General features: G+C 50.6%; 24 protein-coding genes, 1 pseudogene, 1 riboswitch and 1 other annotated feature. Of the genes and pseudogenes, 13 read left to right on the top strand and 12 right to left on the bottom strand.

Going from position 1 to position 26129, the window contains the following annotated elements; genetic code table 11:
* Nucleotides 1-7: 7 nt before the first annotated feature.
* Entirely contained in the window at nucleotides 8-1270 is a 1263-nt protein-coding gene (gene tyrS, locus JOD01_RS11860) for a tyrosine--tRNA ligase (RefSeq protein WP_204518541.1), read from the bottom strand.
* 49 nt (nucleotides 1271-1319) lie between these two features.
* Nucleotides 1320-1529, bottom strand: a binding site (T-box leader).
* A 135-nt stretch (nucleotides 1530-1664) separates the two neighbouring features.
* Between tyrS and JOD01_RS11855 the strand changes: the two genes are divergently transcribed.
* From JOD01_RS11855 to JOD01_RS11845, 3 genes are all read left to right on the top strand, one after another.
* Nucleotides 1665-4730 (top strand): transglycosylase domain-containing protein, encoded by a 3066-nt coding sequence (locus tag JOD01_RS11855; protein ID WP_204518540.1) that lies wholly within the window; start codon nucleotides 1665-1667, stop codon nucleotides 4728-4730.
* Between the two features lie 86 nt (nucleotides 4731-4816).
* Nucleotides 4817-5449 carry an N-acetyltransferase gene (locus JOD01_RS11850; protein WP_204518539.1) on the top strand — a complete coding sequence of 211 codons (633 nt, stop codon included), beginning with the start codon at nucleotides 4817-4819 and terminating at the stop codon, nucleotides 5447-5449.
* A gap of 162 nt (nucleotides 5450-5611) precedes the next feature.
* Nucleotides 5612-6760 (top strand): acetoin utilization protein AcuC, encoded by a 1149-nt coding sequence (locus tag JOD01_RS11845; RefSeq protein ID WP_204518538.1) that lies wholly within the window; start codon nucleotides 5612-5614, stop codon nucleotides 6758-6760.
* Between the two features lie 63 nt (nucleotides 6761-6823).
* Here the strand turns inward: JOD01_RS11845 and JOD01_RS11840 are convergent, their stop codons facing one another.
* From JOD01_RS11840 to JOD01_RS11830, 3 genes are all read right to left on the bottom strand, one after another.
* Nucleotides 6824-7750 carry a 5'-methylthioadenosine/adenosylhomocysteine nucleosidase gene (locus JOD01_RS11840; RefSeq protein ID WP_204518537.1) on the bottom strand — a complete coding sequence of 309 codons (927 nt, stop codon included), beginning with the start codon at nucleotides 7748-7750 and terminating at the stop codon, nucleotides 6824-6826.
* 14 nt (nucleotides 7751-7764) lie between these two features.
* A complete protein-coding gene (gene ccpA / locus JOD01_RS11835; protein ID WP_204518536.1) occupies nucleotides 7765-8775 on the bottom strand; it encodes a catabolite control protein A in 1011 nt (336 codons plus the stop codon).
* 265 nt (nucleotides 8776-9040) lie between these two features.
* Nucleotides 9041-10135, bottom strand: coding sequence for a bifunctional 3-deoxy-7-phosphoheptulonate synthase/chorismate mutase (locus tag JOD01_RS11830; RefSeq protein WP_204518535.1), 1095 nt, complete (start codon nucleotides 10133-10135; stop codon nucleotides 9041-9043).
* A gap of 233 nt (nucleotides 10136-10368) precedes the next feature.
* Between JOD01_RS11830 and JOD01_RS11825 the strand changes: the two genes are divergently transcribed.
* Nucleotides 10369-12555, top strand: coding sequence for a cell division protein FtsA (locus JOD01_RS11825; RefSeq protein ID WP_204518534.1), 2187 nt, complete (start codon nucleotides 10369-10371; stop codon nucleotides 12553-12555).
* An 81-nt stretch (nucleotides 12556-12636) separates the two neighbouring features.
* On the opposite strand, the gene ytxJ is transcribed toward JOD01_RS11825, so the two are convergent.
* The 3 genes from ytxJ to JOD01_RS11810 all read right to left on the bottom strand — a co-directional run bounded on the left by ytxJ (nucleotide 12637) and on the right by JOD01_RS11810 (nucleotide 13860).
* Nucleotides 12637-12966 carry a bacillithiol system redox-active protein YtxJ gene (ytxJ, locus tag JOD01_RS11820; RefSeq protein ID WP_204518533.1) on the bottom strand — a complete coding sequence of 110 codons (330 nt, stop codon included), beginning with the start codon at nucleotides 12964-12966 and terminating at the stop codon, nucleotides 12637-12639.
* A gap of 104 nt (nucleotides 12967-13070) precedes the next feature.
* Nucleotides 13071-13472, bottom strand: a complete 402-nt coding sequence (locus JOD01_RS11815) for a hypothetical protein (protein WP_204518532.1) — start codon at nucleotides 13470-13472, stop codon at nucleotides 13071-13073.
* A 154-nt stretch (nucleotides 13473-13626) separates the two neighbouring features.
* Nucleotides 13627-13860 carry a hypothetical protein gene (locus JOD01_RS11810; RefSeq protein WP_204518531.1) on the bottom strand — a complete coding sequence of 78 codons (234 nt, stop codon included), beginning with the start codon at nucleotides 13858-13860 and terminating at the stop codon, nucleotides 13627-13629.
* Nucleotides 13861-14047: 187 nt separating this feature from the next.
* Between JOD01_RS11810 and JOD01_RS11805 the strand changes: the two genes are divergently transcribed.
* The 3 genes from JOD01_RS11805 (at nucleotide 14048) to JOD01_RS11795 (ending at nucleotide 15636) form a co-directional block, all read left to right on the top strand.
* Nucleotides 14048-14140 carry a YjcZ family sporulation protein gene (locus JOD01_RS11805; protein WP_204518530.1) on the top strand — a complete coding sequence of 31 codons (93 nt, stop codon included), beginning with the start codon at nucleotides 14048-14050 and terminating at the stop codon, nucleotides 14138-14140.
* Between the two features lie 92 nt (nucleotides 14141-14232).
* Nucleotides 14233-14328: a YjcZ family sporulation protein gene (locus JOD01_RS11800; RefSeq protein WP_204518529.1), complete on the top strand. Its 96-nt coding sequence runs from the start codon at nucleotides 14233-14235 to the stop codon at nucleotides 14326-14328.
* Nucleotides 14329-14523: 195 nt separating this feature from the next.
* Entirely contained in the window at nucleotides 14524-15636 is a 1113-nt protein-coding gene (locus JOD01_RS11795) for an aminopeptidase (protein ID WP_204518528.1), read from the top strand.
* Between the two features lie 69 nt (nucleotides 15637-15705).
* Here JOD01_RS11795 and JOD01_RS11790 read toward each other — a convergent pair whose 3' ends face one another.
* Complete coding sequence (locus tag JOD01_RS11790; protein ID WP_204518527.1) at nucleotides 15706-16245, bottom strand: PadR family transcriptional regulator; 540 nt, start codon at nucleotides 16243-16245, stop codon at nucleotides 15706-15708.
* A 421-nt stretch (nucleotides 16246-16666) separates the two neighbouring features.
* On the opposite strand from JOD01_RS11790, the pseudogene JOD01_RS19700 reads away from it, so the two are divergent.
* Nucleotides 16667-16975: pseudogene (locus JOD01_RS19700) on the top strand (S1C family serine protease); the annotation flags it as partial.
* Between the two features lie 27 nt (nucleotides 16976-17002).
* On the opposite strand, the gene JOD01_RS11780 reads toward JOD01_RS19700, so the two are convergent.
* Nucleotides 17003-18238 (bottom strand): YheC/YheD family endospore coat-associated protein, encoded by a 1236-nt coding sequence (locus JOD01_RS11780; protein WP_204518526.1) that lies wholly within the window; start codon nucleotides 18236-18238, stop codon nucleotides 17003-17005.
* Nucleotides 18239-18475: 237 nt separating this feature from the next.
* Between JOD01_RS11780 and JOD01_RS11775 the strand changes: the two genes are divergently transcribed.
* From JOD01_RS11775 to JOD01_RS11765, 3 genes are all read left to right on the top strand, one after another.
* Nucleotides 18476-18796 (top strand): winged helix-turn-helix transcriptional regulator, encoded by a 321-nt coding sequence (locus tag JOD01_RS11775; RefSeq protein WP_204518525.1) that lies wholly within the window; start codon nucleotides 18476-18478, stop codon nucleotides 18794-18796.
* Nucleotides 18797-18901: 105 nt separating this feature from the next.
* Entirely contained in the window at nucleotides 18902-20365 is a 1464-nt protein-coding gene (locus JOD01_RS11770) for a recombinase family protein (protein ID WP_204518524.1), read from the top strand.
* A gap of 18 nt (nucleotides 20366-20383) precedes the next feature.
* Complete coding sequence (locus JOD01_RS11765) at nucleotides 20384-20659, top strand: S1C family serine protease (protein ID WP_204518523.1); 276 nt, start codon at nucleotides 20384-20386, stop codon at nucleotides 20657-20659.
* Between the two features lie 151 nt (nucleotides 20660-20810).
* Here JOD01_RS11765 and JOD01_RS11760 read toward each other — a convergent pair whose 3' ends face one another.
* From JOD01_RS11760 to moaC, 3 genes are all read right to left on the bottom strand, one after another.
* On the bottom strand, nucleotides 20811-21983 hold the full coding sequence (locus JOD01_RS11760) for a pyridoxal phosphate-dependent aminotransferase (RefSeq protein ID WP_204518522.1): 1173 nt from the start codon (nucleotides 21981-21983) through the stop codon (nucleotides 20811-20813).
* 80 nt (nucleotides 21984-22063) lie between these two features.
* A riboswitch (SAM riboswitch) is annotated at nucleotides 22064-22180 on the bottom strand.
* Nucleotides 22181-22275: 95 nt separating this feature from the next.
* Nucleotides 22276-23514 (bottom strand): MDR family MFS transporter, encoded by a 1239-nt coding sequence (locus tag JOD01_RS11755; RefSeq protein WP_204518521.1) that lies wholly within the window; start codon nucleotides 23512-23514, stop codon nucleotides 22276-22278.
* Between the two features lie 64 nt (nucleotides 23515-23578).
* Nucleotides 23579-24064, bottom strand: coding sequence for a cyclic pyranopterin monophosphate synthase MoaC (gene moaC / locus JOD01_RS11750; protein ID WP_204518520.1), 486 nt, complete (start codon nucleotides 24062-24064; stop codon nucleotides 23579-23581).
* A 195-nt stretch (nucleotides 24065-24259) separates the two neighbouring features.
* On the opposite strand from moaC, the gene moaD reads away from it, so the two are divergent.
* A complete protein-coding gene (gene moaD, locus JOD01_RS11745) occupies nucleotides 24260-24952 on the top strand; it encodes a molybdopterin converting factor subunit 1 (RefSeq protein ID WP_204518519.1) in 693 nt (230 codons plus the stop codon).
* A gap of 19 nt (nucleotides 24953-24971) precedes the next feature.
* Entirely contained in the window at nucleotides 24972-25997 is a 1026-nt protein-coding gene (locus tag JOD01_RS11740) for a ThiF family adenylyltransferase (protein WP_204518518.1), read from the top strand.
* Nucleotides 25998-26129: the final 132 nt, after the last annotated feature.

The following is a 26129-nucleotide window of genomic DNA, read 5'->3' as shown; positions in this document are numbered from 1 at the left end:
TGCCTGCTTACACCAATCGCACTTTGGCAAATTTCCGTTTCCCTACCTGGACGACCATCCCTTCGCTCAAGGCAATCTCCGCCTGGATGTCGGCCACTTTCTGCTCATCCACCTTAACGGCGCCTTGTTGTACCATCCGGCGCGCCTCGCCTTTCGATTCGGCCAGTTTCAAGTCAAAAATCAGGTTGACAATATTGACCTGTTCAGGATAATCCGCTTTGGCAAGCTGCACTTCAGGAAGATCGGTCGGCAAGGCTCGCTGTTGGAACACAGTCTTAAAGTAGTTTTCCGCTTCTTCCGCCGCCTGCTCGCCGTGGAACATGCGGACAAACGTTTTCGCCAAATTCATCTTCGCATCGCGCGGATGGATCGAACCGTCAGCCAGACCTTTGCGCAGTTCCTCCAACTGTTCTATGGACAGATCGGTCGCCAGTTCGTAGTAACGCAACATCAGTTCATCCGGTACCGACATGGCCTTGCCGTATATTTCGTTGGGAGCTTCATTGATGCCGATATAGTTGCCGAGACTTTTGGACATTTTTTGCACACCGTCCAGCCCTTCCAACAACGGCATCATCATCACCACTTGCTGTTCCAATCCGTATTCTTTTTGCAGGTTGCGGCCCATCAGCAAGTTGAATTTTTGGTCCGTTCCCCCTAATTCCACGTCGCATTGCAAGGCGACGGAATCATATCCTTGCATCAACGGATAGAAAAATTCGTGAATCGAGATCGGCTGGCCGTTGTTATACCGCTTTTCAAAATCATCCCGCTCCAGCATGCGAGCCACGGTCGTTTTGGCAGCCAATTCCACCACATCGGCAAACGTCATCGGCGACAGCCACTCGGAATTGTATACAAGCTCGACCTTGCTGGCATCCAGCACCTTGTCAAACTGCTCCACATAGCTTTGCGCATTTGCTTTGATCTGTTCTTCGCTCAACTGCTTGCGAGTCTCCGATTTGCCCGTCGGGTCGCCAATCCGGCCGGTAAAGTCACCGATCAACAACTGGATCGTATGGCCAAGCTCCTGAAATTGACGCAGTTTTTGCAAAACAACGGTATGGCCCACGTGAATATCCGGGGCGGACGGATCAAGTCCGAGCTTGATTTTCAGAGGACGGCCGGTTACGACAAACCGCTCGAGTTTTTTGCGCAATTCGTCTTCCGGGATAATCTCAACGGTTCCCCGGCGAAGAATCGCCATCTGACGCTCCACTTCTTTTTGCTGCTCTTCAGTTAACAAAAGGTTTTCCGTAGATTCTGCCATTCGTTCAGTCTCCTCACTTTTTTTCATAGAAAATAAAAAAACTCGCCCTGATAGGGACGAGTTGACTCGCGGTACCACCCTAGTTGAAAAGATGCCGCTCGCATCTTTTCCGCTCGACAGGGATAACGGCCTGACCCGTTCGGCATTGCCGACAAGCTCCAGACGTGTAATTCGCCAGGAAGACGACACTGGTTTGCACCACCCACCAGTTCTCTGTCAGCCGTAATTTCCCGCTACTATCGTCTTTCAACGCCTCGATTTCGATATTGTTTTTATTAATAGCACAACCAGAGATGTTCTGTCAATGTCGAAACCCCTCAAAAAAACATTCATTATGCCTGTAATCGGTGGATGTGGTATAATTAGGTCGATCTTTTAGGAGGTTATACATACTATGCAAAATACTCATTCGCCTGCGTCGAATTCGACCAAACGAAAACGAAGGCGGTACGGTAAAGGACGGATCGTGCTAGCCATCGTCAAGCTGGCAGTTTTATTGGGATTGATCGGTTTGTTCATAGCAGGTGGTGTAGTGGTAGGCTATGTCGCTTCACTCGTAAAGGACGAGCCTGTACGGACCTATGCGGAATATCATCAAAAAATCTTCAGCAACTATCTGACCGGTTTTGTCTATTACAGCGACGGAAGCCTGATTGGCCAACTCCGTGCCGAAGAAGACCGGCGGTTGGTCAAAATTCCAGATGTTTCTCCCTATTTAATCAATGCGATCATCGCTACGGAAGATCGTAATTTTTACACCCACCACGGCGTCTCTTTTCAATCAACATTGCGGGCCGCTTACCAGGAATTGACGCACCAAACGGTGGTAACGGGCGGCAGCACGCTGACCCAGCAATTGATTAAGCGGACCATTTTGGGGACAGAAGTAACCCACGCCCGCAAAGCAAAGGAAATTTTCAACGCGCTGCGGTTGGAGCGGATGTTCACCAAAGACCAGATTTTGGAAGCCTATATCAATGAAATTTACTTGGGCAAAAATGCCAACGGTTCAAACATATACGGCGTCCAGGCCGCAGCAAAAGGAATCTTCAACAAAGAGGTCAAAGATCTGGATCTGGCGGAAGCCTCCTATATCGCAGGTCTGCCGCAAAGCCCATCCGCGTATTCCCCCTTTACTACGGAAGGATTTAAGCGCGGAAAAGAACGTCAAAAAATTGTCCTGCAATCGATGCTGGAGGCGGGCAAGATTACCCAGCAGGAATATGAGCAAGCCTTGGCTGTTGACTTGGAGACGCGGTTGGCCAAGCCAACCAAGCTGGCTTACTCCGAACTCCCCTTCCTGATGATGGAAATTGAAGAAAGAGCATCGAAAGCGCTTGTCGACTCCGAGTTGGCCGAGCAGGGACGAGACAAAGAAACGGTAGGCAACAATGAGTACCAGCAGCTGGTCGAGGAAAAACGGCGAGAGATTTTGCGAAACGGATATAAAATCTATACGACGATCAATAAGGATGCCAACCGGATTATGCAGGACATCGCTGCTGATCCTAAAAACTTCGGCAAAAATCGGACCTATACGATCCGCCGTTCCAACGGAAAAACGGAAAAAATTGAAAATGCCCTGGAAGAGACGGGGGCTATGCTGATTCAGAACAAGACCGGGGCGATTCTCGGGATGATTGGCGGTCGCGATTTTAATGTGGAACAGACCAATCACGCTACTGTTCCCCGTCAGCCTGGTTCGGCGATGAAGCCGTTGGCTGCCTATGCGCCGGCTTTTGAACTCGGCTTGCTGCAACCGGGGTCACCGATCGATGATTCTCCGTTGGTGCTGAGCGATGGGCAAAACGGCACCCATACTCCGCTTAACTGGGACAACAAATACCACGGCATTATGAGTACGCGGGAAGCGCTTCGCCAATCGTGGAACGTTCCGGCGATCAAAACCTACCTAAAAGTGGGGATCACCACAGCGCTGGAGTATGTCAAAAAAATGGGCGTGACCACTTTGGTCGATAGCGACAATCATGCGGCCACCGGGGTAATCGGCGGTTTGGCTTATGGATTGACAGCTGAGGAAATTACCAACGCCTATGCAACATTTGCCAATCGCGGTACGTTCATCGACGCGTACATGATCGACCGGATTGAAGACAGCGAAGGAAAGGTCATTTACAAGCATCAAATTCAGCCTGTGCCCGTGTTCAGCGAACAAACTTCCTATCTGATTACGGACATGATGAGGACGGTCGTCAATTCCGGTACCGGTGCCCATGTGCGCAACTATGTTCCGCGAAGCGTCGATATCGCCGGAAAAACAGGAACGACCAACAGTTCCAACGACTTATGGTTTGTCGGCTATACGCCAGAGCTGTCCATGGGGGTTTGGGTCGGCTTTGATGAACCGTACCCGATGCCCGATGCCGATAAGTATTTTCCCATGATGATCTGGGGAAAAGTGATGAAAGAGATCGTCGACACGATTCCATCGCTCTCTCCTCCTGATGCCAAATTTGAAAAACCGGACGGAATCGTCAGCCTGACCGTTGACAGCAAATCGGGCCTGCTTCCGAGCGAATTGTCCAAACAGACCGGCCATTTGATCACCGACCTGTTTAATCGGCAATTTATCCCGACAAAGACGGATGACGGTCATCAAAAAGCGAAAATCGTCCAGTACAATGGACAACGGTATCTGGCCAAAGAAGGAACGCCTGACGATTTTGTCTCCGAGGGAATTTTTTATCGCGGTCCGGAGCCGATCGTCGATTCGCCGGAGGTTGTCAAGACAACGACCGCCCGTCCGCCTGATTGGGAACAGCGTCTGCCTTCCCAGGAAGATCCGCGCGTTGAAGTTTCGGGGACTCCGGCTGCACCAAGTGCGGTTAAGGCAACAACTTCCGGGAACAACGTTGTGCTTACCTGGAAGTCTGGCGGCGAAGCGGATTTGCTTGGCTATCGTTTATACCGCGCCGGCACCGATCAATCGTTTGTGAAAATCGCGACGATCAAAGACCCGGCTGCGCTCTCCTATACGGATACAGGCGCCGCTTCTGCCGGCTACGGATATTATCTGACGGCAGTTGATGTCACAGGACAGGAATCATCACCATCCGAGGTTGTTTCAGCCGGATCAACGATCGAATGGCAGTCTCCTGCCCAACCGGTGCTGGGAGAACAGCCGGCGCAATCGCCTGAACAACAAACGGAGCAAAGTCATTTTGAACAACAGGTGCCAAGTCCGCCGACGGGATTGTCCGTATCCAAGTCAGCGGGCGGCATGTCGCTCAACTGGAACAGCAACGCGGCTGCCGATGAAGTGATCACGTACAATGTTTATTACGCCCCTAATCCTTCCGAAGGATTCTTGCTGTTGGGAAGCGTAACCGATACCAGCTATTTCTTCGACGGGGTATCAAGCGGGCAATTTTACATCACCGCCGTTAACCAAATCGGGGAATCCTCCCCTTCCGCTTACGCTGCCTTATCGGCGGAATAGTTCACCGAATTGCCGGAGATGGTCAAAGCCATCTCCCTTTTCTTTGGCTATAATAAAAAAAACGACGAAAATCGAGGTGAATCACGATGATTCACGTCAAGCGTTATTCCTCCTGCGAGGTTGAGCTGAACGGAAGAAAACTGACCGTCGAAGGACCGGTTACGCCGGAAGCACTGGCAGCGCTGCGCTTTGATGAAGGATTAAAAGCGTTTCGGATTCCCGAATTGCAGCATCAGGCTCTCGTCGAGATTGCCGCCCTGCCGGAAGGGCGAATCATTATCGCCCGCGACGGAGAATTGGTATTGGCTTACGTCACCTTTTTATTCCCCGATCCGCTGGAGCGTTGGTCGCAAGCCAAGCTGGACAATTTGTTGGAACTGGGCGCGATTGAAGTAAGTCCGCAGGTCCGCGGCGGGGGGATCAGCAAAGCGATGCTGCGATTGGCCTTCTCCGATGACGCGATGGAAGATTATATCGTGTTGACGACCGAATATTACTGGCATTGGGATTTCGCCGGGACCGGACTGGACATCTGGGGATACCGCAAAGTAATGGAAAAGGTCATGGGCAGCGTCGGCATGGTATGGATGGCTACCGATGATCCGGAAATTTGTTCCCACCCCGCCAATTGCTTAATGGTCCGCGTTGGCAAACGTGTCCCGCCGGAAGATGTGGAAACTTTTGACCGTATCCGTTTTCAAAACCGATTTTTTTATTGAGTTTGCTCTATCTTTGCATTCCTTCTTTTCTTTTTCACCATGCAGGTGATACGATTATTGTGGATAACCCGTTAATAAAATGATCGCCTGGCTTTGCTGGATTTGGGGAGCCGGTCAGCACCAGCTATCCGCTATACAGACTTTCCAGGGAGGAATGATGAGTTGGATTCCCGCTCCCGTCTAATTTATTCGCCTGCTTTTACATCTTATTATTTTCATAAACATCATCCATTCAACCAGCAACGGCTTTTGCTGATGTACGACCTGATGCAAGCGTATCGGCTGCTGGATGAAGCGGAAATCGTCGCACCTCGTTATGCCACCGATGAGGAAATCGCATTGATTCACGACCAGAGGTACATGGAGACAGTGAGAGCACTCGGCCACTCAGCGGACCTGTCGGCCGTTGCGGACAGTTATGGATTGGGCTCGGAAGATTGCCCTGTGTTTCCCCGGATGCACGAGGCTGCTTCGCTAATCGTTGGCGGTACATTGCGAGCAGCGGAGTTGGTGATGACCGGCCAAGCTGACCATGCCTTCAACCCTGCCGGTGGATTGCATCACGCCCAGCGCGGCCGCGCCTCTGGCTTCTGCATCTATAACGATTGTTCGATCGTGATTGCCTATCTGCGCAAACATTGGAATGCCCGCGTGATGTATATCGATACGGATGCCCATCACGGAGATGGCGTGCAATGGGCTTTTTACGATGATCCCAATGTGCTGACCGTCTCAATCCACGAAACAGGCAAATATTTGTTTCCCGGGACTGGCAATGTGACGGAACGAGGAGATGGAAGCGGTTACGGCTATTCGCTCAACTTGCCGTTGGATGCCTTTACGGAGGACGATTCATTTATCGAGCTGTATCAGCAGCTGGTGAGCAAAGCTGCTTACCATTTCCAGCCCGATGTAATTGTCAGCCAAAACGGCTGTGACGCCCATGCCTACGATCCGCTGACCCATCTGTCCTGCTCGATGCGCATTTATCAAGCGATTCCGCGCCTGGCTCATCAATTGGCGCATGAACTGTGCGGCGGCAGATGGATTGCCGTCGGCGGCGGCGGATATGATATTTGGCGGGTCGTCCCCCGCGCCTGGACCATCTTATGGAGCGAAATGAGCGGCCGGCCGCTGCAAGACGGAACATTGCCGGAAGTCTGGCGGGCCAACTGGCAACCGCAAAGCGAACTTGCGCTGCCTACCCATCTGTTTGATGATGCCGCACCTTTCCCGCCGATTCCCCGGCGGAAAGAGATTGAGGAAACCAACAGGAGGATGCTGGAGCGGGCGATGTTTTTGCTCGCCTGAAACGCGAAAAAGCACGGGCAACGCTCCCGTGCTTTTGGCATGTCTTGTCCAGCCTCGATCGGCTTATCTCGATTCCAACAGCTTTTCCAGTTCATTTGGCTGAAAGCCTTTTACCGCCTTGTCGCCGCAAACGGTTACCGGGACGCCCATAAAGCCAAAGCGTTCCACCTCTTCCTGATACTGTTTGCTGGTCATCACATCCCTGACCTCAAAAGCGACTCCTTTTTCTTTCAACCATTTCTTGACGATTTCACAGTCGACACAATTCTGGGTCGAGTAGACGATCACGTTCGCTCCCAGCTGCTGCAGCATACTTTGGACGATTGCAAATGACCGTCTGGCCGCCAATTCCGTAAATTCGGCGAAATTGACGTGTGCCGAACCGTCTGCTTTATCGGACATGGAGCGAACAATCACAAACGGAACCTCATTCATTGCGCACACTTGCCCGACGGCTGCCCCTTCCATCTCTATGCAATGCGCCTGAAATTGTGTAAACAGCTGCTCGACTTTGTCATGGTTGGCGATGAACTGGTCGCCGGAGAGCACCCGTCCAGTCACGACCTGCACATCTTCCGCCAATGATTGTCCCGCCCGAACAGCCAGATCGATCAGCTGGCGATCCGCTTCCCAGACCGATTTTTCGGCAAACGGGATCTGTCCTGCCGGAAAGCCTAGAGCCGTCACATCCATATCATGCTGCAAGCAATCGGTGGACACGACGATATCCCCAATGTTCAGGTCAGGATGCGCTGCGCCGGCGACACCGGTGAAAATAATCTGTTCGACGTTAAACTGATCGATCAGCATTTGGGTCGTAACCGCCGCGTTCACTTTCCCAACACCCGATTTGCACAGGACGACCGTTTTCCCGTTCAAGACCCCCTCGTAAAAGCGAATCCCTGCTTTCACCGTCTCCTTGCGCTGTTCCATTTCTTGCAAATAAAGCGCTATTTCTTCATCCATAGCGCCGATCATCCCGATTCGCATGTTGACCTCCTTGATTACACGTTTTCGGTTCGCGTACTCTCTCTAAATTCGATCCGATGGGGCAGTTGCACGACATGATCGTCGACATGTTCGTTATTCATATATTTGGTGAGCAATCGCATCGCCACCGCACCAATATCATACATCGGCTGGACGACCGTGGTCAGCCGCGGCCGTACCATTTCCGCCAAACGAATATTGTCATAACCGATCACTTCAATATCATCCGGTACGCGCAAGCCGGCATCCTGGACGGCGTGAATCGCCCCGACCGCCATTTCATCGCTGGTGGCAAAAACCGCAGTCGGCGGCTCGGCAAGCTGCAAAAAGCTGTTCATCGCATTTAAGCCGGATTGATAGAAATAGTTTCCGCCAGTCACCAGTTCATCATGGAGCGGCAAGCCGGCATCATGCAAAGCTTGTTTATATCCTTCAAAGCGGAGCAAGCCGGCCAATGGATCACTGGGCGGACTGGCGATCATGGCAATGCGTTTATGCCCTCGTTCAATCAAAGTTTGCGTAGCATCGTAAGCCGCCTGGAAGTGATTGATCGTCACCGACGGCAACAGGCTGTCCGGATCTCTCGTCGCCGCCAAGACAATCGGCACAGAAGCGGTCGAAAAGGTGTCGAGATGATCTTCTTTGATGTCAGCGCCCATGAAAAGCAGACCATCGACCTGTTTTTCCAATAAAGTGTTAATCAGCTGCAACTCTTTTTCCAGGCGTTGGTCGGAATTGCACAAAATGATGTTGTATTTGTACATGGTCGCAATATCCTCAATCCCCCTGGCCAATTCGGAGTAAAACAGACTGGAGATATCGGGAATAATGACACCAACGGTTGTCGTTTTCTTGCTCGCCAAGCCGCGCGCCACCGCATTGGGACGATAGCCCAGACGCTCAATGGCCGCCATCACCTTCTTCCGTGTCGTTGGCTTTACATTCGGATTGCCATTGACTACCCGGGATACGGTTGCCATGGAGACGCCCGCTTCTCTCGCTACATCATAGATTGTTACAGGCATCGGTACCACTTCTCTTTCCCCATATTTTGGTTTTCATAGTAATTTTCAAAAAATTTTATAGCAAATATATTACGCTAACCAGGCAACCGTTTCAATCGGTTTTCTCCGCTTATTTTCGAACATATCATGTCATTATCGTACACAATCTGCAAATGAAGCATACATTCGGGTTGTCTTTCGCAAATTCCTTATGAAAAGCCCACCCGCCAAGCCGCAGCTTGAGTCGAGTGGGCGGAAAATAGACAAATGCAGATTCAAACCGAATTTATTTGCCGAGCAGCGCTTCCGTTTTATACAACCCCGATTTCAACAGCTCATCGACGATTTCATTAAATTGCGGAATCGTCACTTGCTGCTTCGCATCGGACAAAGCCACATCCGGATCGGGATGCACTTCGATCATCACACCGTCTGCTCCCACTGCAAACCCGGCTTTGGCCGTCGGCAGAAGCAGATCGCGGCGACCGGTGGAATGCGTCACGTCAACAAATACCGGCAAATGGGTTTCTTGTTTCAGCAGAGGGACAGCGGAAATATCCAGCGTATTGCGGGTCGCTTTCTCATAGGTGCGAATTCCGCGCTCACACAGCATAACTTGCGTATTTCCTTCCGACAAAATGTATTCAGCGGCGTAAATAAATTCTTCAATCGTCGCCGAGAGGCCGCGTTTCAGCAAAATTGGATGGTTGACGCGGCCGGCTGCTTTCAGCAACTCAAAGTTTTGCATGTTGCGCGCGCCGATTTGAATGACATCAATGTATTGGGTCGCCAATTCGATGTCGTTCGGACTCACGATCTCGCTGATCGTCACCAGATTGTATTCATCGCCAATCCGCTTCAAAATTTCCAGCCCCTCCACTCCAAGGCCCTGGAAGTCATACGGCGATGTCCGCGGTTTGTATGCACCGCCGCGCAATACGCGCAGTCCGCGCTTCACATGGTTCTCCGCTACTTCTTTCACCTGTTCGTAGCTTTCTACCGAACACGGACCGGCAATCAAAATTGGCGCTTTTCCGCCAAACTCGACGCCTTTGACCTGAATGACAGTATCTTCCGACTTTTTCTGGCGGCTGACCAGCAGTACCCGTTTTTTCTCGTCGTCTTGCAGCTCCAGCGAAACTTTAAAAATTTGTTTGAATAAATGCCGAATCGTATTGTCATTAAAAGGCCCTTCATTATGTTCAACGAGCAGATTCAGCATCTCCCGTTCACGTTCCGGATCAAATCGATTAATCCCCTGTTTTTCTTTTTCATTTCCGATTTCTTGCACCAAGGCAGCGCGACGGTTGATCAATTGCAAAAGCTGAAGGTTGATCTCGTCTACCTGCTTGCGAAGCGCATCAATCTTTTCCTGGCTCATCTGTGCTCTCCACCTTTCCTCTCATCCGTTAAGTGATCTTGTAAACTCTTTGTATTGCATTTTAATGCTAAAAAGCGCGAAAGTAAACTGAAAAATATTCGCTTTTTTTTGTTATTTTTATTCTGTTGCAAAATTCGACAGGATTCCTCCTGTTCCAAGTAGAATGATTACTTATAAATACCTTTGGCAGTTTTCCCTGAACGAAACTGGCCGCGACAAGGAGAGAGAAATGCTTGTCACACGATCTTCACACAAGTTCTGAAGGCACCATCTTTGCACTCGATATTGGTACACGAAGTGTAGTTGGTTTAATTGTCGAACCGCTTGGCGATAAGTTTCGCGTGATTGACTGTGCCATTCAGGAGCACAGCGAGCGCTCGATGCTCGACGGTCAGATTCACGATATTGTCGCAGTAGCTGAAGTGATTCAACAGGTTAAAGAGCGCCTGGCCGAAAAGCATGGCCCGCTGACCAAGGTAGCGGTCGCCGCTGCCGGACGTTCGCTGCGGACACGTCGCGCCACGGCGGAAATGGAAATCAGGCAACACGTCGCTTTTTCGCGGGATGATGTGCTGACTTTGGAATTTACTGCCGTACAGGAAGCACAGGCCCAGCTCGCTCAGGAGCTCAACGATCTCGATTCCACCCGTTACTATTGTGTCGGATACAGTGTCGTTCGCTATTTGCTGGACGATGAACCGATCGGCAGTCTGATCGATCAGCATGGCGATACAGCGAGCGTAGAAGTGATCGCTACTTTTCTGCCGCGGATTGTGGTTGACTCTTTGCTGGCAGCGCTAAAACGCTGTGATTTGGAAATGTCGGCACTGACTCTCGAGCCGATCGCAGCGATCAATGTGCTGATTCCGCCGACGATGCGCCGACTGAACATCGCCCTGATCGATATCGGTGCGGGAACATCAGACGTCGCCTTGACCGAAGAAGGAACGATCACCGCCTACGGGATGGTTCCGGTGGCGGGGGATGAAATTACCGATGCCTTGATGAACGCTTTTTTGCTCGACTTTCCGATGGCGGAGCAAGTCAAACGTTCGCTCAATGGCAATGAAACGGTTACTTTTCAAGACATCCTTGGAATCGATCATACCTTGCCCAGCGCTGAAATCGTAGCGGCAATTGACGGTGAGATTAATAAACTTGCGCAAAAAATCGCGGAAAAGATTTTGGAACTGAATGGACGGGCTCCGCAAGCGGTGATGTTGATCGGCGGGGGGAGCTTGACACCCAAATTGACGGAGAAGGTGGCGGGTATGCTGGAGCTGCCGGCCGCCCGCGTAGCGGTGCGCGGAGCTGACGCGATCCAGCAATTTGTCGAGTCCCATCCGTTAATTAACGGGCCTGAATTTGTGACGCCGGTGGGCATCGCCGTGGCCGCTCGCCGTCATCCTCTGAAGTATATTACGGTAACGGTCAATGAGCTGCAGTTGCGCATTTTCGATCTGCGGAAAATGAATGTGGGCGATGCATTGATCGCTGCCGGACTGGATATTCGCCGCTTGCACGGTCGCCCCGGCCTGGCGATGACGGTGACAATGAACGGACGAATGCGGATCATCCCCGGCGAGCACGGGACCGCAGCCAGCATTACGAAAAACGGCGAACCGGTCGGACTTGATGCCCCAATCGACAATGAGGACAAGATCGTCGTGATCCGCGGAACAGACGGCAAAGATGCCCAGGCGCTCGTCGCAGATGTGTGCGGCAATTCGCCGCTGATCGAGTTGTCGATCAATGGGCAAGCTGTTTGCCTCGAGCCGCTGGTGTTCATTAACGGAGTCGAACAGTCAACAGAAACGCCGCTGGCAGACCGCGACCAAGTGGAAATCCGCATGCCGCAAACGATCGCTGAAGCATTGCGTCAAACCGGTTTCCACCCGCTTGAAGCGGAAACGCTCAAATTCCGCCTGAATGGACAGGAATTTGAGTGGCCCCGGCATGAGATACACCTTTTGCAAAATGGACGGCCCGCTTCCTTGCAGCAGCCGATACAACCGGGGGACGAGATTGTTTATGAGCAACACCCGCTGCCCTTGCCCGCGATCAAGCAGGTGATTCCGCCGGAAGAATGGATTCAGGAAGAAGTGCACGTCATGTTTAACGAACAGCGGGTCGCGGTGAAAACCGGTCAACTTGACATCACCATGAACGGCAATCCTGTCACCGCTGATGCCACGCTCACCGATGGAGCGATCATTACGGTAAAAGCGCTGCCCGGCAAACCGCCTGTCTTTAGCGATGTGTTCCGCTTTGTCGAAGTTTCGCTTGTTCAACCGGAAGGCAGCGGCGTCATGCGGCTGATCACCCGGGTCAACGGTGAAGACGCGACGTTTCAGACAGAGATCAAAAGCGGCGACAAGCTGGAGCTGTATTGGGAAAAAAGCAAAACCTCCGGCCAATAGCTTTTTTTCCGGACAACAAAAAAACTGCCGGGATTCTTCCCCGACAGCGGGACTGTGGCTGCGCCACGGTCTTTTTTGTTTTTAAGCCTGAACAGCTTCCTCAATCGCTTGCTTGGTGATTTTCCAATGGGAAGTGTGCCATTTGACACCGCCTTCTTCCAACAGGAAGATTTGCGGCGATTCATGTTTAATGGCAAAGCGGTCAGCCACCTCGTTGGAAACCGGCCGATCTTCAATGACATGAATCACGGCTGCCGGAAGCTGCTGTCCCTCCAAAAAGGCCTGAAATTCACCATAGGCGTTGGCGCTGATCGGGCAAGTCGTACTGTGCTTGAACAACAGCCGTTTGCCAGGCTCCTGCAGAAACTGCTCCAACTCTTCCACTGAACGTAGCTGTTTAAATTGCGGCATAGAAACGTTCACTCCTTTTTCCTATCTTCGGCGCAAATTTGTCCACCGCTTTCAGTATAGGAAAAAGTCGCTAAAAGCGCCAGCTTGAAAGCACCCTTAACGGACTAGATCAGTTGGGTCAGTTTTTGCCGAAGTTCATTCATCCAGTTTTGATCGCCCAACGACTGGGCGAGCAGGAACATATCCAGCAATTCGTTAATTCGCAATTGCAACGCTTCCCGCATCGAGGTTTCCTCATCCTCTTCCTGGTTGGCGACCATTACCAACAAATTGGACAGTTCGGAAACCTGTTCAAAATCAATCGTTTGTCGGCTTGGATTTTGCCCCAGATCATTCATTAAATTTTTCAAGTCATCTTTGACAAAATCGACTACTTGGCAATGGGCACAATGCTCGTCTATACATACATGAACAGGTACATTATGTATCTTCACGCGGTTGCGATAGACTACGTTGCGCAGCATCATGCTCATTTCATTTCCACAGCGGCTGCATTTCTTCTGCATGAAAACACCTTCTCCCTATTTTTTAAACCCTAGGTAAAATTCGAGTTTACCGGCAGGAATCCTGCCTAACAGAGAGTGGTACTTGGTGGATGCAATGCCAATCAGCTTTGCTCCGGGAAAATGTCGCCAGCCATTGAAAAACCAGGAGGACCGCTCAAAAATAGATGGCGTTTACTTTTTCACAACTCGGGCATACAGCTACCTTTCCAGATCTGCCTTGCTCATCTTCGACTCGATAGCCGGTAATCCGGTCCGAAAAGCAAAACAGGCACTCTGTATTGAAATCCATATCGTATTGGGCTTTCCACACAATCGACTTGAATTCTTCCCCTACGTTAATGGTAATGGAAAGCTCTTCTTGTTGAGGAAGCGAAACCATTTTTCGCATACCTTGCCATCCTTTCACTTGCATAGTCTTTTGGTATCCTCCAGCTTTTCCTTCTTTTCAGAATAATAAACCTTGTAGCGGCAAAATTCCTGCAAAATGGGCATCTGCCGTTACGGCATTTCGCCTACCCCCATATGTTATGGATGTAAGCACAAGAGACTTAACGCGATGGAGGAGGATGGTAAGTATGAGCAGCATTTTCAAAGGTGATTTCGATTGTTTCACGTTGATCCTGGTTTTGTTTATTCTTCTGGTGATTGTGGGCGCATTCGATAATTAAGCGATCGCCCTTTATCAGCAGCGGCAATCAAGCCCTGCATATGCAACAGGCCATAAGCAACCAATACAAAATCCAAGGGAGGAATTTTATTTATGAGCAGCATCTTTAACGGAGATTTCGACGATTTCACCCTGATTCTTGTTCTGTTTATCCTGTTGGTCATCGTCGGTGCTTCCGACAATAACTAATCAAATAAAATCGGCAAAAAAATGGAACGTTTTGCGACACGCCAACGTATAACTACAATACCGAATCCTGTTGGCGTGTTTCGGCCAAACAGCTATCTCCCCGGATAGCTGTTTTTTTACTGCTTCCATTTTCGCGTTCCGTGGAAAAATTGTGTACAATAAGAGGGAATGTTGAAAGAAAAGAGGGAATGTACCATGAAAGATCCACGTCTGGACAAACTGGCTGATGTTTTGGTGAATTACTCGACAAATGTACAGCCCGGGGAAAATGTCTTGATTTATGCTATCGGCCAAGTGCCCGAACTGGTCAATGCGGTCATCCGCAAAGTCTATGCTGCCGGCGGTTACCCTTATGTGCAATTGATTGAACCGAAAATTCAGCGCGAATTGATGCTCGGTTTTCAGGAAGAACAACTGGCGGTGATGCGTGAGGCAGATGTCACCTTTATGAAAAAAATGGACTGCTACATTGGCATTCGCAGCGGCGACAATATCAGCGAATACGCCGATGTACCGGGCGACAAAATGAAACTCCACGCCACCTTGCTGCAGCGCCCTGTGCTTGATGTCCGAGTGCCGGAGACAAAATGGGTGATTTTGCGATATCCAAACTCGTCGATGGCTCAGTTGGCCGGCATGAGCACCGACGCCTTTGAGGACTTCTACTTCAAGGTATGCACCTTGGATTACAGCAAAATGTCTCAGGCAATGGACAATTTGGTAGCACTGATGGAACAAACAGACGAGGTGAGAATTACCGGTCCTGGTACAGACTTAACCTTCTCGATCAAAGGGATTCCAGCGATCAAATGCGCCGGCGATCGCAACATACCGGATGGCGAAGTGTTTACCGCGCCAGTGAAAAACTCGGTGAACGGCGTGATTACATATAACACTCCTTCTCCTTATCAAGGCTTTACATTTGACAACATTAAACTGACTTTCAAGGACGGCCGAATTGTCGAAGCGACAGCCAACGATACCGAGCGGATCAACGAAGTCTTTGATACTGACGAAGGCGCACGGTATATAGGTGAGTTCGCCATTGGCGTGAATCCATATATTCAGAATCCAATGAAAGATATTTTATTTGACGAAAAGATTGACGGCAGTTTCCATTTCACCCCGGGACAAAGCTATGACGAAGCGCCCAATGGAAATAAATCGTCCATTCACTGGGATCTCGTCTGCATCCAACGTCCCGACTGGGGAGGCGGCGAAATTTATTTTGACGGCAAGCTGATCCGCAAAGATGGCCGTTTTGTTGTGCCGGAACTGGAAGCACTCAATCCGGAAAACCTGAAGTAAGCTGGCCTTTCTTTGCAAGCAAAAACCGCGGCTCGGTCCCTGACTGCAGCCGCGGTTTTCGTCTTTCTTTCACGAATTTTGTAAAATTTCCTCCTGGTTGAGCAGCAAGGGAGCGCGCTGCCGCAGGAAGGCGAGGGACTGCTCCAATTGATGAAGCGTATATTCCCAACAAAACCGCTGGTACCGGTCAAAATCGGCGGAAAACTTGGCGAAAGACTCCTCGGTTTGCGTCAACAGCTTTTGCTGCAATTCGATGCATTCTTGCAGCAGCTGTGCTTGCTCTTGCCTCGTTCGGCTGGCGTTGAAATACAGCTTCACCAGCATGTCGGAGCGCAAAACCGGCGGCAGGACAGGGCCGCTGATTTCTTGCTGAAACAAGTCTTTGCCGGCTTTCGTAATCTTGTACAAGATCTTGTTCGGTTTGCCTGACTGAATCACTTCCTGCTTCGTTACATAGCCTTCCTCTTCCAGTTTGCGCAGTGCAGGATAAATCGCTCCGAAACTGGCGTCATAAAAAAAACCGATACTGTGAGAAAACGCTTGTTTTATGTCATATCCACTCATTTCACCGTATGTTAAAAAGCCCAGTATGATCGTTCTTACATCCATCGTGCCACACCCTCCAAGATCACTTTTAAACAGGATTATTTCTATTAAAAATATTTTCCAAATGATTCGGCCGCCCAAAAACGGCCCTGGTTCCGACATGACCAGGGATGGCGGCAAACAAGTAAGGAATCTATTTCTTAATTCTATTTCTATACTAATACTATTTTGCCTGCATCGGCAATCTCCCCCCAGGTTTACTTTTGGGCGTCCCTTCCCTTCTGCTTTGCCATAAACTGATACATACCTATCTGCTGTTGGGGGGATATGTTTGGTGAAACGCAGGAAAGTGGTCAACTATGTCAACGGAAAACACCCTGGAAGCAGCAGCCTGCATCCCTATAACTTTCTCGTGCCCATTGTGGACCGTGTAAAACATGGCGTTGTCTCGATTGTCACCGAAGATCAACCGCTGTCACGCAATATGGAGCGCATCATTCGCGATCTCATGCCCGATCAATTGCCGATTGATTCTCATTCCGAACGCAGTTATGGATCTGGTTTTATTTTCCATCCAAACGGTTATATACTCACCAGTGAACATGTTGTCGGAAAATCGAAAAAAATTAGCGTCAAGCTATACAATGGTCGCGTATATGAAGCAAAGCGGGTGTTTTCCGATCGCACCCGAGATTTTGCCGTTTTAAAGATAGAAGCAGATGGCAGGCTCCAGGCTTTGCCCATGGGCAGCTCGGCCGAGACGAGAGTTGGCGAATGGGTTATCAGTATCGGTTCCCCGTTGCTTCCGACAGGCAAAACCTTACTCTTTTTCTTCCTTCTCCTCACCGGCTGGCGGCACAAGTTCTTCCTCGCTTTGCTCGCAACGTCCTTCGCCCGCATCTGCGATTGGTTCAATCGCTACCGGCGTCTCTGCGACAACCGGAACGGCTTCCGTCGTCGGAATGGACAACTCCGCAAGCCTGTTTTGCTCCGCCAAATAGAGGGCGAACTGAAGCGGTTTTCGGATCGCTTCTTCGTAGATATTATCCTGTCCCAACTCTTTAAACAGTTCCCGGCCAGGCTTCGGATTGACTTCAATCAGCCAAATTTGCCCGTTTTTATCGACGCCGATATCCAATCCAAGCTCCATTAACGTGCCAAAATGTTTTTCCAGCGTTTGTGCTGTCAACATGGCCAGTTGCTGGATCTCTTTCCGAATCTTTCTCATTTTGCTCGTGCCAAACGTTTTTCCCATAAATTCAACGAAGTCCGCCGCTTTTCCGCCGCCATGCAAATTGGAAATTGCGCTGTTGCGTTCGCTGATTCGTACGCCCATGCCGGTAATTCCCCATTCCCCGTACCGATCTTTTTGGATCAACACTCTGACATCCACCGTGCGTTTGGGCAACAGTTCCAGGTCCAGTCCCTGTTGAATCATAAAATTCCCTTTGCGGATTCGCTGTTCTTTTACCCATGTATGCATCCAGCTGATCAATTCCGTCGAGCTCGCGATGCTCAGCATCTTCTTTGCTCTCGTTTTGCTGCGCCCCACCAGCCGAAATCCGTTGTCCTTTTTGCTGACCCTCATAATGCTGCGGCCACCGGTGCCGTTGCCCGGTTTAATGTAGACAAAAGGGTAGATTTGCAGCATCTCGCGCAGTTTTGCCGAGCTGTATTCAACGGTTTGGGGAATCCACCGGCGAATTGCTTCGTCGTTGGCCAGCAATTGCGTGACAATCCATTTGATCGCCAACGGTTTGTTGGCATAAAAAAACAGGCCGCCATGGCGAATATCGTTATACTCTTTCGTATATTTGCGATAACGGTCAATGACGATATCGGGCCAGGAAAACCATTTGCCTTCCCAGCCTCCCTTCCCCGATGGGATAAAACCGCGAATTTTTTCATTGACAGGAAAAATATCCTGGTGGGAAAATAAAAAAACTTCTGCTCCCAATTTCCGCCCGGTTTGCACGAGTTGGCGGAGATAACGGGGTTCTTCAAATTTTTTACCATCTCGCCAAGTAAGAATGCCAATCGCTTTTTTGGACATCATTGACACCTTCTTTACTGTACTCGTTTGATAGTTTATGAAACGAGACCTCGCGAAGGTGCCGATTTTCCGGAAAGCGGGTAAATACCCGTAGTTTTCTTCTCTGAAAAGATGGGCGATCACCCGTTTTCAGAGAAACGCCTGCCCGCTATTGATTCCCTATTTTTGGGGAATAGCTTACGGTTGCTATTTATGTGTGTTACAATGATATTACCTAACTAAAGTATAGAGGTGGCATAAATGGACCAATCAACTCGCAATGAACAAATGTGCCCCAAATTTGAAGGAGCAGTCAATATATTAGGCAAACGCTGGACAGGGTTGATTTTGCACGTGCTGCTCCGTGGCCCGGCCCGCTTTAAAGAAATTCGGGAAATCGTCCCGCAAATGAGCGACAAGATGTTATCCGAACGATTGAAAGAACTGGAAGAAGAACAAATTATCGAAAGACGCGTCTATCCGGAAACGCCGGTTCGCATTGAGTACGAGCTCACCGAAAAAGGAAACGATTTGCGGCATGTGATCGAATCGATCGAGGTGTGGAGTCATAAGTGGATGTAAGACGCTGTTCGTCCCCTTATGGAAATACATCCTTTCCGCAAGCAGGAATAACACTTCACCGACTGCTGTATGCTCTACTAGCAGCTATGTGTGAGGTGTTTTTTTATGGGAACACGAACAGCGATCTACATTCGCGTCAGTACCGAAGAACAGGCGAGAGAAGGCTTCTCGATTGCAGCGCAACAGGAAAGACTGACAGCTTTTATCCGTTCGCAATCGTGGGAGGTTGCCGATCTGTACATTGATGAAGGATACAGCGCCAAAAATCTTGAGCGGCCCGAGATGCAGCGACTGCTCCGGGATATCCGCAAGCAGTTGGTCGATATTGTGGTGGTGTACCGGCTTGATCGGCTCACCCGCTCCGTTTTGGATCTTTATCGGCTGTTGCAGGAGTTTGATCGTTACGGAGTCAACTTTCGCAGTTGTACAGAAGTGTACGATACAACGACCGCGATTGGCCGTCTGTTTATTACATTGGTGGCTGCCCTGGCTCAATGGGAGCGGGAAAATTTGGCGGAGCGCGTGAAAATGGGCATGGAGCAGATGGCACAAGAAAAAAAACGGCCGGGGGGGCCGTCGCCTTATGGATATGAGATTCAGAACGGTATGCTTGTGCCCCAGCCATTTGAAGCAGAGATCGTCAAATTGATTTTTGCCAAATTTCTGTCGGGCGCCTCCTTGCAACAGATCGCCCGACAGTTGAATCAGTTGGGCTTGCGCGGAAAGACGGGCGCTGCCTGGAGTCCGACAACGCTCTCTCATCTTCTGCAAAATCACGTCTACTACGGAGCCTTGCGCTGGAACTACAGCGAGTCCGGACAAAAACTGAACGCTCCGGAAAAATGGATTCTCCATGAAGACGCCTACCAGCCGCTAATCGATAAAGAAACATTTTTGTCCGCGCAAATGTTGCTGACCAACCGGAAACGCAAACACCCTCGGCAGCTGGCCTCCCCTTTTCTCTTTTCCAGCCTCCTGTATTGCGCGCTCTGCCAGGCTCCGATGATTGGCAAGACGGGAAATAGCAAAAAAAAATCAGGGAAATGCTACACGTATCGGTATTATCTTTGTCCAAACCGCCGAAAAGGCGTTTGCCAGGCCCCGATGATTCGCGAGGATTTGCTGGAAGCCGCGATATTCCGCCGCCTCTCCCCATACCTTACCCAGTGGCCAACCGATCAAGCCTGTACCCTCTCCAGCAATCATACCGCCAGTCCAACGCCGTTGCTGCACTTGCACCAGCAAAGACTGGAGCGCAAGCGGCTGCGGCTCTCGCAGGCGTTTGAAGAAATGCTGCTGACTGCGGAACAATATCGGCACAAGTTAACCGAGCTTCAAACAGCTGAGCAAGAACTATTCCAGCAGATTGCCGAACAAGAAGATCAGCTATCCGATGGGCAACTGATCCAAGCCCTCAAGGACGTATCCGCGATCTGGAATCAGGCTACCTCTGCGGAAAAAAAGCACTTGATTACCCTCTTGGTCGACAAGATCGAAGCGGCAGTAGAAAAGCCGCAGACGCAGGGCGGTAATAAGCAGGTCCGGATTGCCACCCTCGCTTTTCGCTAGAGGAACGCGGTCTGCGCTATGGGGAGAAACGGTTCCCCGTTAGGGCTGGAAAACTCGGTGACAGCCGGAATCATTAGTGCCAAAAACCGCCGTTTGACCGTCGCAAAACGGGTTTATGAGGAAATTTTTCAGACGGACGCGGCCATCAATCCCGGGAATAGCGGCGGGCCGCTTATTAACCTCCATGGGCAAGTCATTGGTCTAAACGCCTTTATTATTCAATCCAGCCAATGTCTTGGGTTTTCTATCGGAATCGACACACTCAAGCAGCAGTTAAGTACGCTCTATTTCTAAGGAGACAAAAGGCAGTTGCCATCTGCTCTCCCTCTTGACAAACCCCAAAATGCGTTAATATCCAGACCAAAACGAGCGACCGGGAGCCATCTTTCAGGGCTCCCGGCGTCGGCTCGGTCGGCGACAGCGCCTGGATATACGCTGAAACCGGTTATTGAAACAAACCGAGAGTATGAATGCGCTGAACCGCTTCCTTCAGGCGTTCCTCAGTCGAAAGCAATCCGATTCGCACGTATCCTTCTCCGGTTGGGCCGAAGCCAATCCCCGGCGCCACCATCACATGCGCTTTCTCCAGCAGGATATCTGCAAATTCTGCAGAGGTGTAACCAGCAGGAACGGGGAGCCAGGCAAAAAAGGAACCTTGCGAAGGCGCAGCCTTCCAACCGATTTGATCCAGGCTGGAAAAGAGGGCATTGCGTCTGCTCTCATAAATCCCGACCAAATCTCGCACACACGCTTGCGAATCGGTCAAAGCGCGAACCGCAGCCATTTGGACCGCTCCAAACAGACTGACGAAATAATGGTCCTGGATAAGATTGATCAGGCGGACCAATTCCCGGTTCCCTACCATCGCTCCTACGCGCCAGCCGGCCATGTTGTATGTTTTGGACAAGGTGTAAAACTCGACTCCGACTTCTTTCGCGCCCGGTACCTGCATGAAACTGACCGGTTTTTTGCCATCGTAGCTGATCGCTCCGTAGGCAAAATCGTGACAAACCACGATTTCATTTTTCCGCGCAAAACGAATCGTTTCTTCAAAAAACTCCACAGGCGCGTTAACCGCCGTCGGATTGTTGGGATAATTTAGAAACATCAGTTTCGCCTTGTCTACGTCTTCCGGGGACAATTCGCCGTAATCGGGCAAAAAGCGGTTGCCCGCGCGAAGCGGCATGAGCACCATTTTGGCATCGGCAACGGCGATTCCCGACCAGTAATCGGGATAACCGGGATCTGGAACCAATGCAACATCTCCGGGATTCAACAACACCTGGCAAATTTCCACCAGTCCGGTTTTGCTGCCGAACAAGATTGCCACTTCTTCATCCGGATCAAGGTCAACATCAAACTCCTGTTTATACCAATGAGCAATCGCTGCTTTTAGTTCACGGTGTCCCTGAAATGGCGGATATTTATGATGCAGCGGATTGGCCGCCTGTTTTTGCAGTTCTTCCACGATATGCGGGGGCGTAGGCAAATCAGGATTGCCTTGTCCCAAATTGATTACATCGTGACCGGCGGCAATGACTTTATTCACTTTTGCCACCATCGTTGAAAAAAATTGTGTAGGTAGCCTGTCTACCATTGAAGCGTGTTGAATTCGCATGCGTCATGTCTTCCCTTCCCATTCATTTAAAAAACCCCTTTTTTCCATACAGAAAAAAGGGGGTACAAGACTGTAGCGCGTCCTTATCTGTCAGGATTATCCTGCTGGAATTGGCACAGCATCTTGTCAGCCGTTCGCTTGCAAGATCCGCTGCCGGGCTTCATCGGGCCAGGTCCCTTCGCCGCTCATGATAAGTACAAAAGGCTGTTCAATTTTCATCACTAATATAGTACGAGCGGAAGCCGACAATGTCAATCCCCGGAAAAAGCGGCTGCCTTTTTCGTGCCCGCAATCAAAAACTCTCCGTCTTCGCCTGAATCGAGTTCCCGTTTTCTGACGTCCGCCGCCGCAGCCGATCATGGCTGTAAAAGCAAACTGCACCGAGGAGACATAACAAAGCCATTGCCAAAAACAGCACGGATGCCGAAAACGATTCAAACAAGACAGCGCCCAGGGCCGGACCGACCATCCGTCCGGCGGAAGATGCACCGGAGACCATTCCCTGGAACTGGCCTTCTTTTCCCGGGGGCGCCAGTCTGGCAGCGATCGTCGGAACTCCCGGCCAAACAAGCATTTCTCCCAGCGTCATAATGATCATGCCCGCCAAAAACCCCGTGTACGAAGTCGTTTGGGTCAATAGCAGCATGGAGCAGGCAAAAATAATCGAGCCCAGCACAATCTGCTGCTTCACATCGGAAGCAAAGCGGATCAGCCATTTGGTCAGCGGTTGTCCCACCAAAATCAGCAGTCCATTGATCGTCCATAGCATGCTGTAACTGGATAAGGATATGCCAAGCGAGCTCATATAGGTGGCAATCACGGTTTGCCATTGCACATAGGCAATCCAGCAGACAATAAGACCGAAGCAAAGCATCCCCAGCGTTACCCACGGCCGCTTGGCGGGAACAGGCACGGGTTCGATCGGTTCGATCGTGTAGATTTCTTCCTTTGCTCCAGTCGCCGGGGATTCCTGTCGATTTCGCAGCATGGCGATAAACATCACCAACACGATTCCATAGAGAATCGCATTTCCGTAAAACGTCCAGGTAAAGGACAGCTCGGCGACAATCCCGCACAGCGCTGAACCGACCGCCACGCCGACATTAATGGCGACATAGGTCATATTCAGCGCCGTCCGGCCGCCTTCCTTCCAAATAATGGTTGTCAACGCATAGATGGCCGGGTACATCACTCCCGAACAAAAGCCGTTGAGGGCCAGCATGGCGCCGTATACATAGAAATTTTGCCAACTGCCCATGATAATGGCAACAACAGCGCCTAACACCGTAGTCGCGACAATTGTTCGCAATTTTCCCCAACGGTCAAACAGCAGACCGCCCACGAGACTGCCCGTCAGAAAGCCGCCTTGATTAAAAACAAGCAACATCCCCGCGACGGACAAAGACTTGCCCAATACATCGTGGATATAAATCGTCACCATTGGCCAAATAAAGGCCATTCCTGTTGCATAAAGTATTCCTGTTGCGGCCAGCATCCAGATCTTTCGTGGATAGGCGCGTAAACTCCCCATCATTTTGCTTCCTCGCTTTTGCTGTTAATGGCGACGCCGGTTCACTGCAATTCCACAATATTGCCTAAGGCTGGGCGGCACGTTGAAAATCGCCGCTTTTTCCGCCTGTTTTGCTGACCAGATAAGTTGGGCCTAACACCATCTCTTTATCCATCGCTTTGCACATGTCGTAGATGGTCAGCACCGCTACGCTGGCAGCTGTCAACGCTTCCATCTCGACCCCCGTTTTCCCGGTCGTTTTAACCGTCGCCTCCACTGCCAGCGTATCTTCTCCTTCATACATAAACTGCAGGTCGATTCCGGTCAAGGGCAAAGGATGACACATCGGGATCAAATCCGCCGTTTTCTTGGCAGCCATAATCCCCGCCACTTGGGCGACCGCCAGCACGTCCCCTTTCTCGACCGCTCCCTGGCGTATTCGTTGGCATGTCTCCGGGCGCATCTTCACCTGACTGCGCGCAACGGCTACCCGTTTGCTGACATTCTTTTCGGAAATATCTACCATTTGTGCCCGCTGCTGTTCATTAAAGTGCGTTAATGGATCACTCATCACCGTTTTTGGCCTCCGTTCTGCAACACAATGTACTACTCTACCTTAAACTGCGCCAGACGGAAAATCAATTCCCCGGTTTCACCTGCACTTCAAAATCTGGCAGTGTCTGGCGGTTTATGTTATCGTCATCGGTAAGGACCCATGCTGAAGCAAATCATGCGGAAAAAGAACAACGGGAAATGAGGAGTCGATATGCAGGTCAAGGTGTTATTGTTTGCCAGTCTGGCTGAACGTGCCGGGAAACGGGAAATTATTGCGCAGATTCCGAACGGTTCGACGGTAAGCAAATTATTGGAACAGATCAGCGCGGATTATCCGGAACTGGCCAAGCTGCTTCCCTCCTGTTTTGTTTCATTAAATCAGGAATACGCTGGACCGGAGTCCGTGGTCAACGCTGCGGATGAAATTGCCATTTTGCCCCCGGTCAGCGGCGGCGAAGACAGCCGCTTTTTGATTACCGAGCAACCGCTGAGTGCAGATAAATTGCTGTCGCTCGTCTCCAATCCCCATGCCGGAGCGATTTTGACGTTTGTCGGAACCGTCCGCGAATTTACGCAAGGACAAAGGACCGTCTACCTCTCTTATGAAGCCTATGCTCCGATGGCCGTACAAAAGATGAAGCAAATTGCCGAGGAAATGGAAGCGCGTTGGCCGGGCGTGGAAGTCGCGATGCACCACCGGATCGGCGAACTGGCCATCGAAGAGATTGCCGTTATTATTGCAGTTGCAACTCCGCACCGCAATGAAGCGTTCGAAGCCGGAAGATACGCGATCGAACGATTAAAACAGATTGTGCCGATCTGGAAAAAAGAAATCTGGGAAGACGGCAGCGAGTGGAAAGGACATCAGCTCGGTCCATGGAATCCGCTAGCCCCAGCCGACTAGGGAAAGGAGACGGAGCGAAATGGATACCCGCTATTCTCGCCAAATTTTATTTGCCCCGATTGGTAAAACTGGTCAGGAGAGATTATTGCAGAGCCGTGTTGCCATCGTAGGCATGGGTGCGCTGGGCACCGTCCTGGCCAATCATATGGTACGAGCAGGCGTCGGATTTGTTCGTATGATCGATCGGGACTTTGTGGAACCGAGCAATTTGCAGCGGCAGATGCTCTATGATGAGGAAGATGCGCGTCAACACCTTCCCAAGGCTATCGCCGCCTATGAGAAATTACGCAAAATCAATTCGGAAGTTGAGCTGGAGCCTGTCGTAGCCGATGTTACACCTTATAACGCGGAGACATTGCTGACAGACGTCAATCTGGTATTGGACGCGACGGACAATTTTCAAATCAGGTATTTGATCAACGATGTCTGTGTCAAACACGGCATTCCCTGGATTTATGGCGGTGCCGTCAGTGCAAAAGGGATGTATGCCACCATCCGCCCGGGCGAGACGCCTTGCTTGCGCTGTCTGTTTCCGGAAGCGCCCAATCCGGGGGAAATGCCAACTTGTGACACCGCTGGCGTGATCGGGCCGATCATCCATGTGGTCGCTTCGTACCAAGCGACGGAAGCGCTCAAACTGCTGGTAGGCGCTACCGAAGCGCTTGCGCAGACGTTGACCCATTTTGATTTGTGGGGGAACCAGCAGCAGCAAATCGGCATTGGCAAAGCGCGGCGCAGCGATTGTCCGGCCTGCGGCAAACAGGAATTTTCCTATTTAAATTTGTCCAGTCAGGAGGATTTGGCTGTTTCCCTCTGCGGGCGCAACTCCGTACAAATCAGCCCGGTTGACGGCACCCGTTTTGAGCTCGACGTGCTGGAACAGCGTCTCCGCCCTCTGGGGCAAGTAGAGCGAAACAAATTTTTGCTGCGTTTTCACCAAGACCCCTATACCTTGGTCATTTTCCCTGATGGACGAGTGTTGGTACAAGGGACAGATGACATCAGTACAGCCCGCAGCTTGCACGCAAGGTATATCGGTGCGTAGCGCAGCGCTGTCTTAAGCTATGTGTCCGACATGGATCTCGTTACGTATGACGATTTTTGAACAATTTATGAAAATAGGGTAGAAGACTAACAATAAATCGAGTATAATATGGTTGAAGTTACGAAAACGAAA

Source organism: Brevibacillus fulvus (assembly GCF_016908525.1).
Classification (GTDB): Bacteria; Bacillota; Bacilli; order Brevibacillales; family Brevibacillaceae; genus Brevibacillus_G; species Brevibacillus_G fulvus.
This window is presented reverse-complemented; position numbering and strand designations above follow the sequence as displayed.

Coding starts and splice junctions, on each gene's coding strand:
- tyrS (WP_204518541.1), bottom strand. CDS start 1,270: ATGGCAGAATCTACGGAAAACCTTTTGTTAACTGAAGAGCAGCAAAAA.
- JOD01_RS11855 (WP_204518540.1), top strand. CDS start 1,665: ATGCAAAATACTCATTCGCCTGCGTCGAATTCGACCAAACGAAAACGA.
- JOD01_RS11850 (WP_204518539.1), top strand. CDS start 4,817: ATGATTCACGTCAAGCGTTATTCCTCCTGCGAGGTTGAGCTGAACGGA.
- JOD01_RS11840 (WP_204518537.1), bottom strand. CDS start 7,750: ATGCGAATCGGGATGATCGGCGCTATGGATGAAGAAATAGCGCTTTAT.
- ccpA (WP_204518536.1), bottom strand. CDS start 8,775: ATGCCTGTAACAATCTATGATGTAGCGAGAGAAGCGGGCGTCTCCATG.
- JOD01_RS11830 (WP_204518535.1), bottom strand. CDS start 10,135: ATGAGCCAGGAAAAGATTGATGCGCTTCGCAAGCAGGTAGACGAGATC.
- ytxJ (WP_204518533.1), bottom strand. CDS start 12,966: ATGCCGCAATTTAAACAGCTACGTTCAGTGGAAGAGTTGGAGCAGTTT.
- JOD01_RS11815 (WP_204518532.1), bottom strand. CDS start 13,472: ATGCAGAAGAAATGCAGCCGCTGTGGAAATGAAATGAGCATGATGCTG.
- JOD01_RS11810 (WP_204518531.1), bottom strand. CDS start 13,860: ATGCGAAAAATGGTTTCGCTTCCTCAACAAGAAGAGCTTTCCATTACC.
- JOD01_RS11805 (WP_204518530.1), top strand. CDS start 14,048: ATGAGCAGCATTTTCAAAGGTGATTTCGATTGTTTCACGTTGATCCTG.
- JOD01_RS11800 (WP_204518529.1), top strand. CDS start 14,233: ATGAGCAGCATCTTTAACGGAGATTTCGACGATTTCACCCTGATTCTT.
- JOD01_RS11795 (WP_204518528.1), top strand. CDS start 14,524: ATGAAAGATCCACGTCTGGACAAACTGGCTGATGTTTTGGTGAATTAC.
- JOD01_RS11790 (WP_204518527.1), bottom strand. CDS start 16,245: ATGGATGTAAGAACGATCATACTGGGCTTTTTAACATACGGTGAAATG.
- JOD01_RS11780 (WP_204518526.1), bottom strand. CDS start 18,238: ATGATGTCCAAAAAAGCGATTGGCATTCTTACTTGGCGAGATGGTAAA.
- JOD01_RS11775 (WP_204518525.1), top strand. CDS start 18,476: ATGGACCAATCAACTCGCAATGAACAAATGTGCCCCAAATTTGAAGGA.
- JOD01_RS11770 (WP_204518524.1), top strand. CDS start 18,902: ATGGGAACACGAACAGCGATCTACATTCGCGTCAGTACCGAAGAACAG.
- JOD01_RS11765 (WP_204518523.1), top strand. CDS start 20,384: ATGGGGAGAAACGGTTCCCCGTTAGGGCTGGAAAACTCGGTGACAGCC.
- JOD01_RS11760 (WP_204518522.1), bottom strand. CDS start 21,983: ATGCGAATTCAACACGCTTCAATGGTAGACAGGCTACCTACACAATTT.
- JOD01_RS11755 (WP_204518521.1), bottom strand. CDS start 23,514: ATGGGGAGTTTACGCGCCTATCCACGAAAGATCTGGATGCTGGCCGCA.
- moaC (WP_204518520.1), bottom strand. CDS start 24,064: ATGAGTGATCCATTAACGCACTTTAATGAACAGCAGCGGGCACAAATG.
- moaD (WP_204518519.1), top strand. CDS start 24,260: ATGCAGGTCAAGGTGTTATTGTTTGCCAGTCTGGCTGAACGTGCCGGG.
- JOD01_RS11740 (WP_204518518.1), top strand. CDS start 24,972: ATGGATACCCGCTATTCTCGCCAAATTTTATTTGCCCCGATTGGTAAA.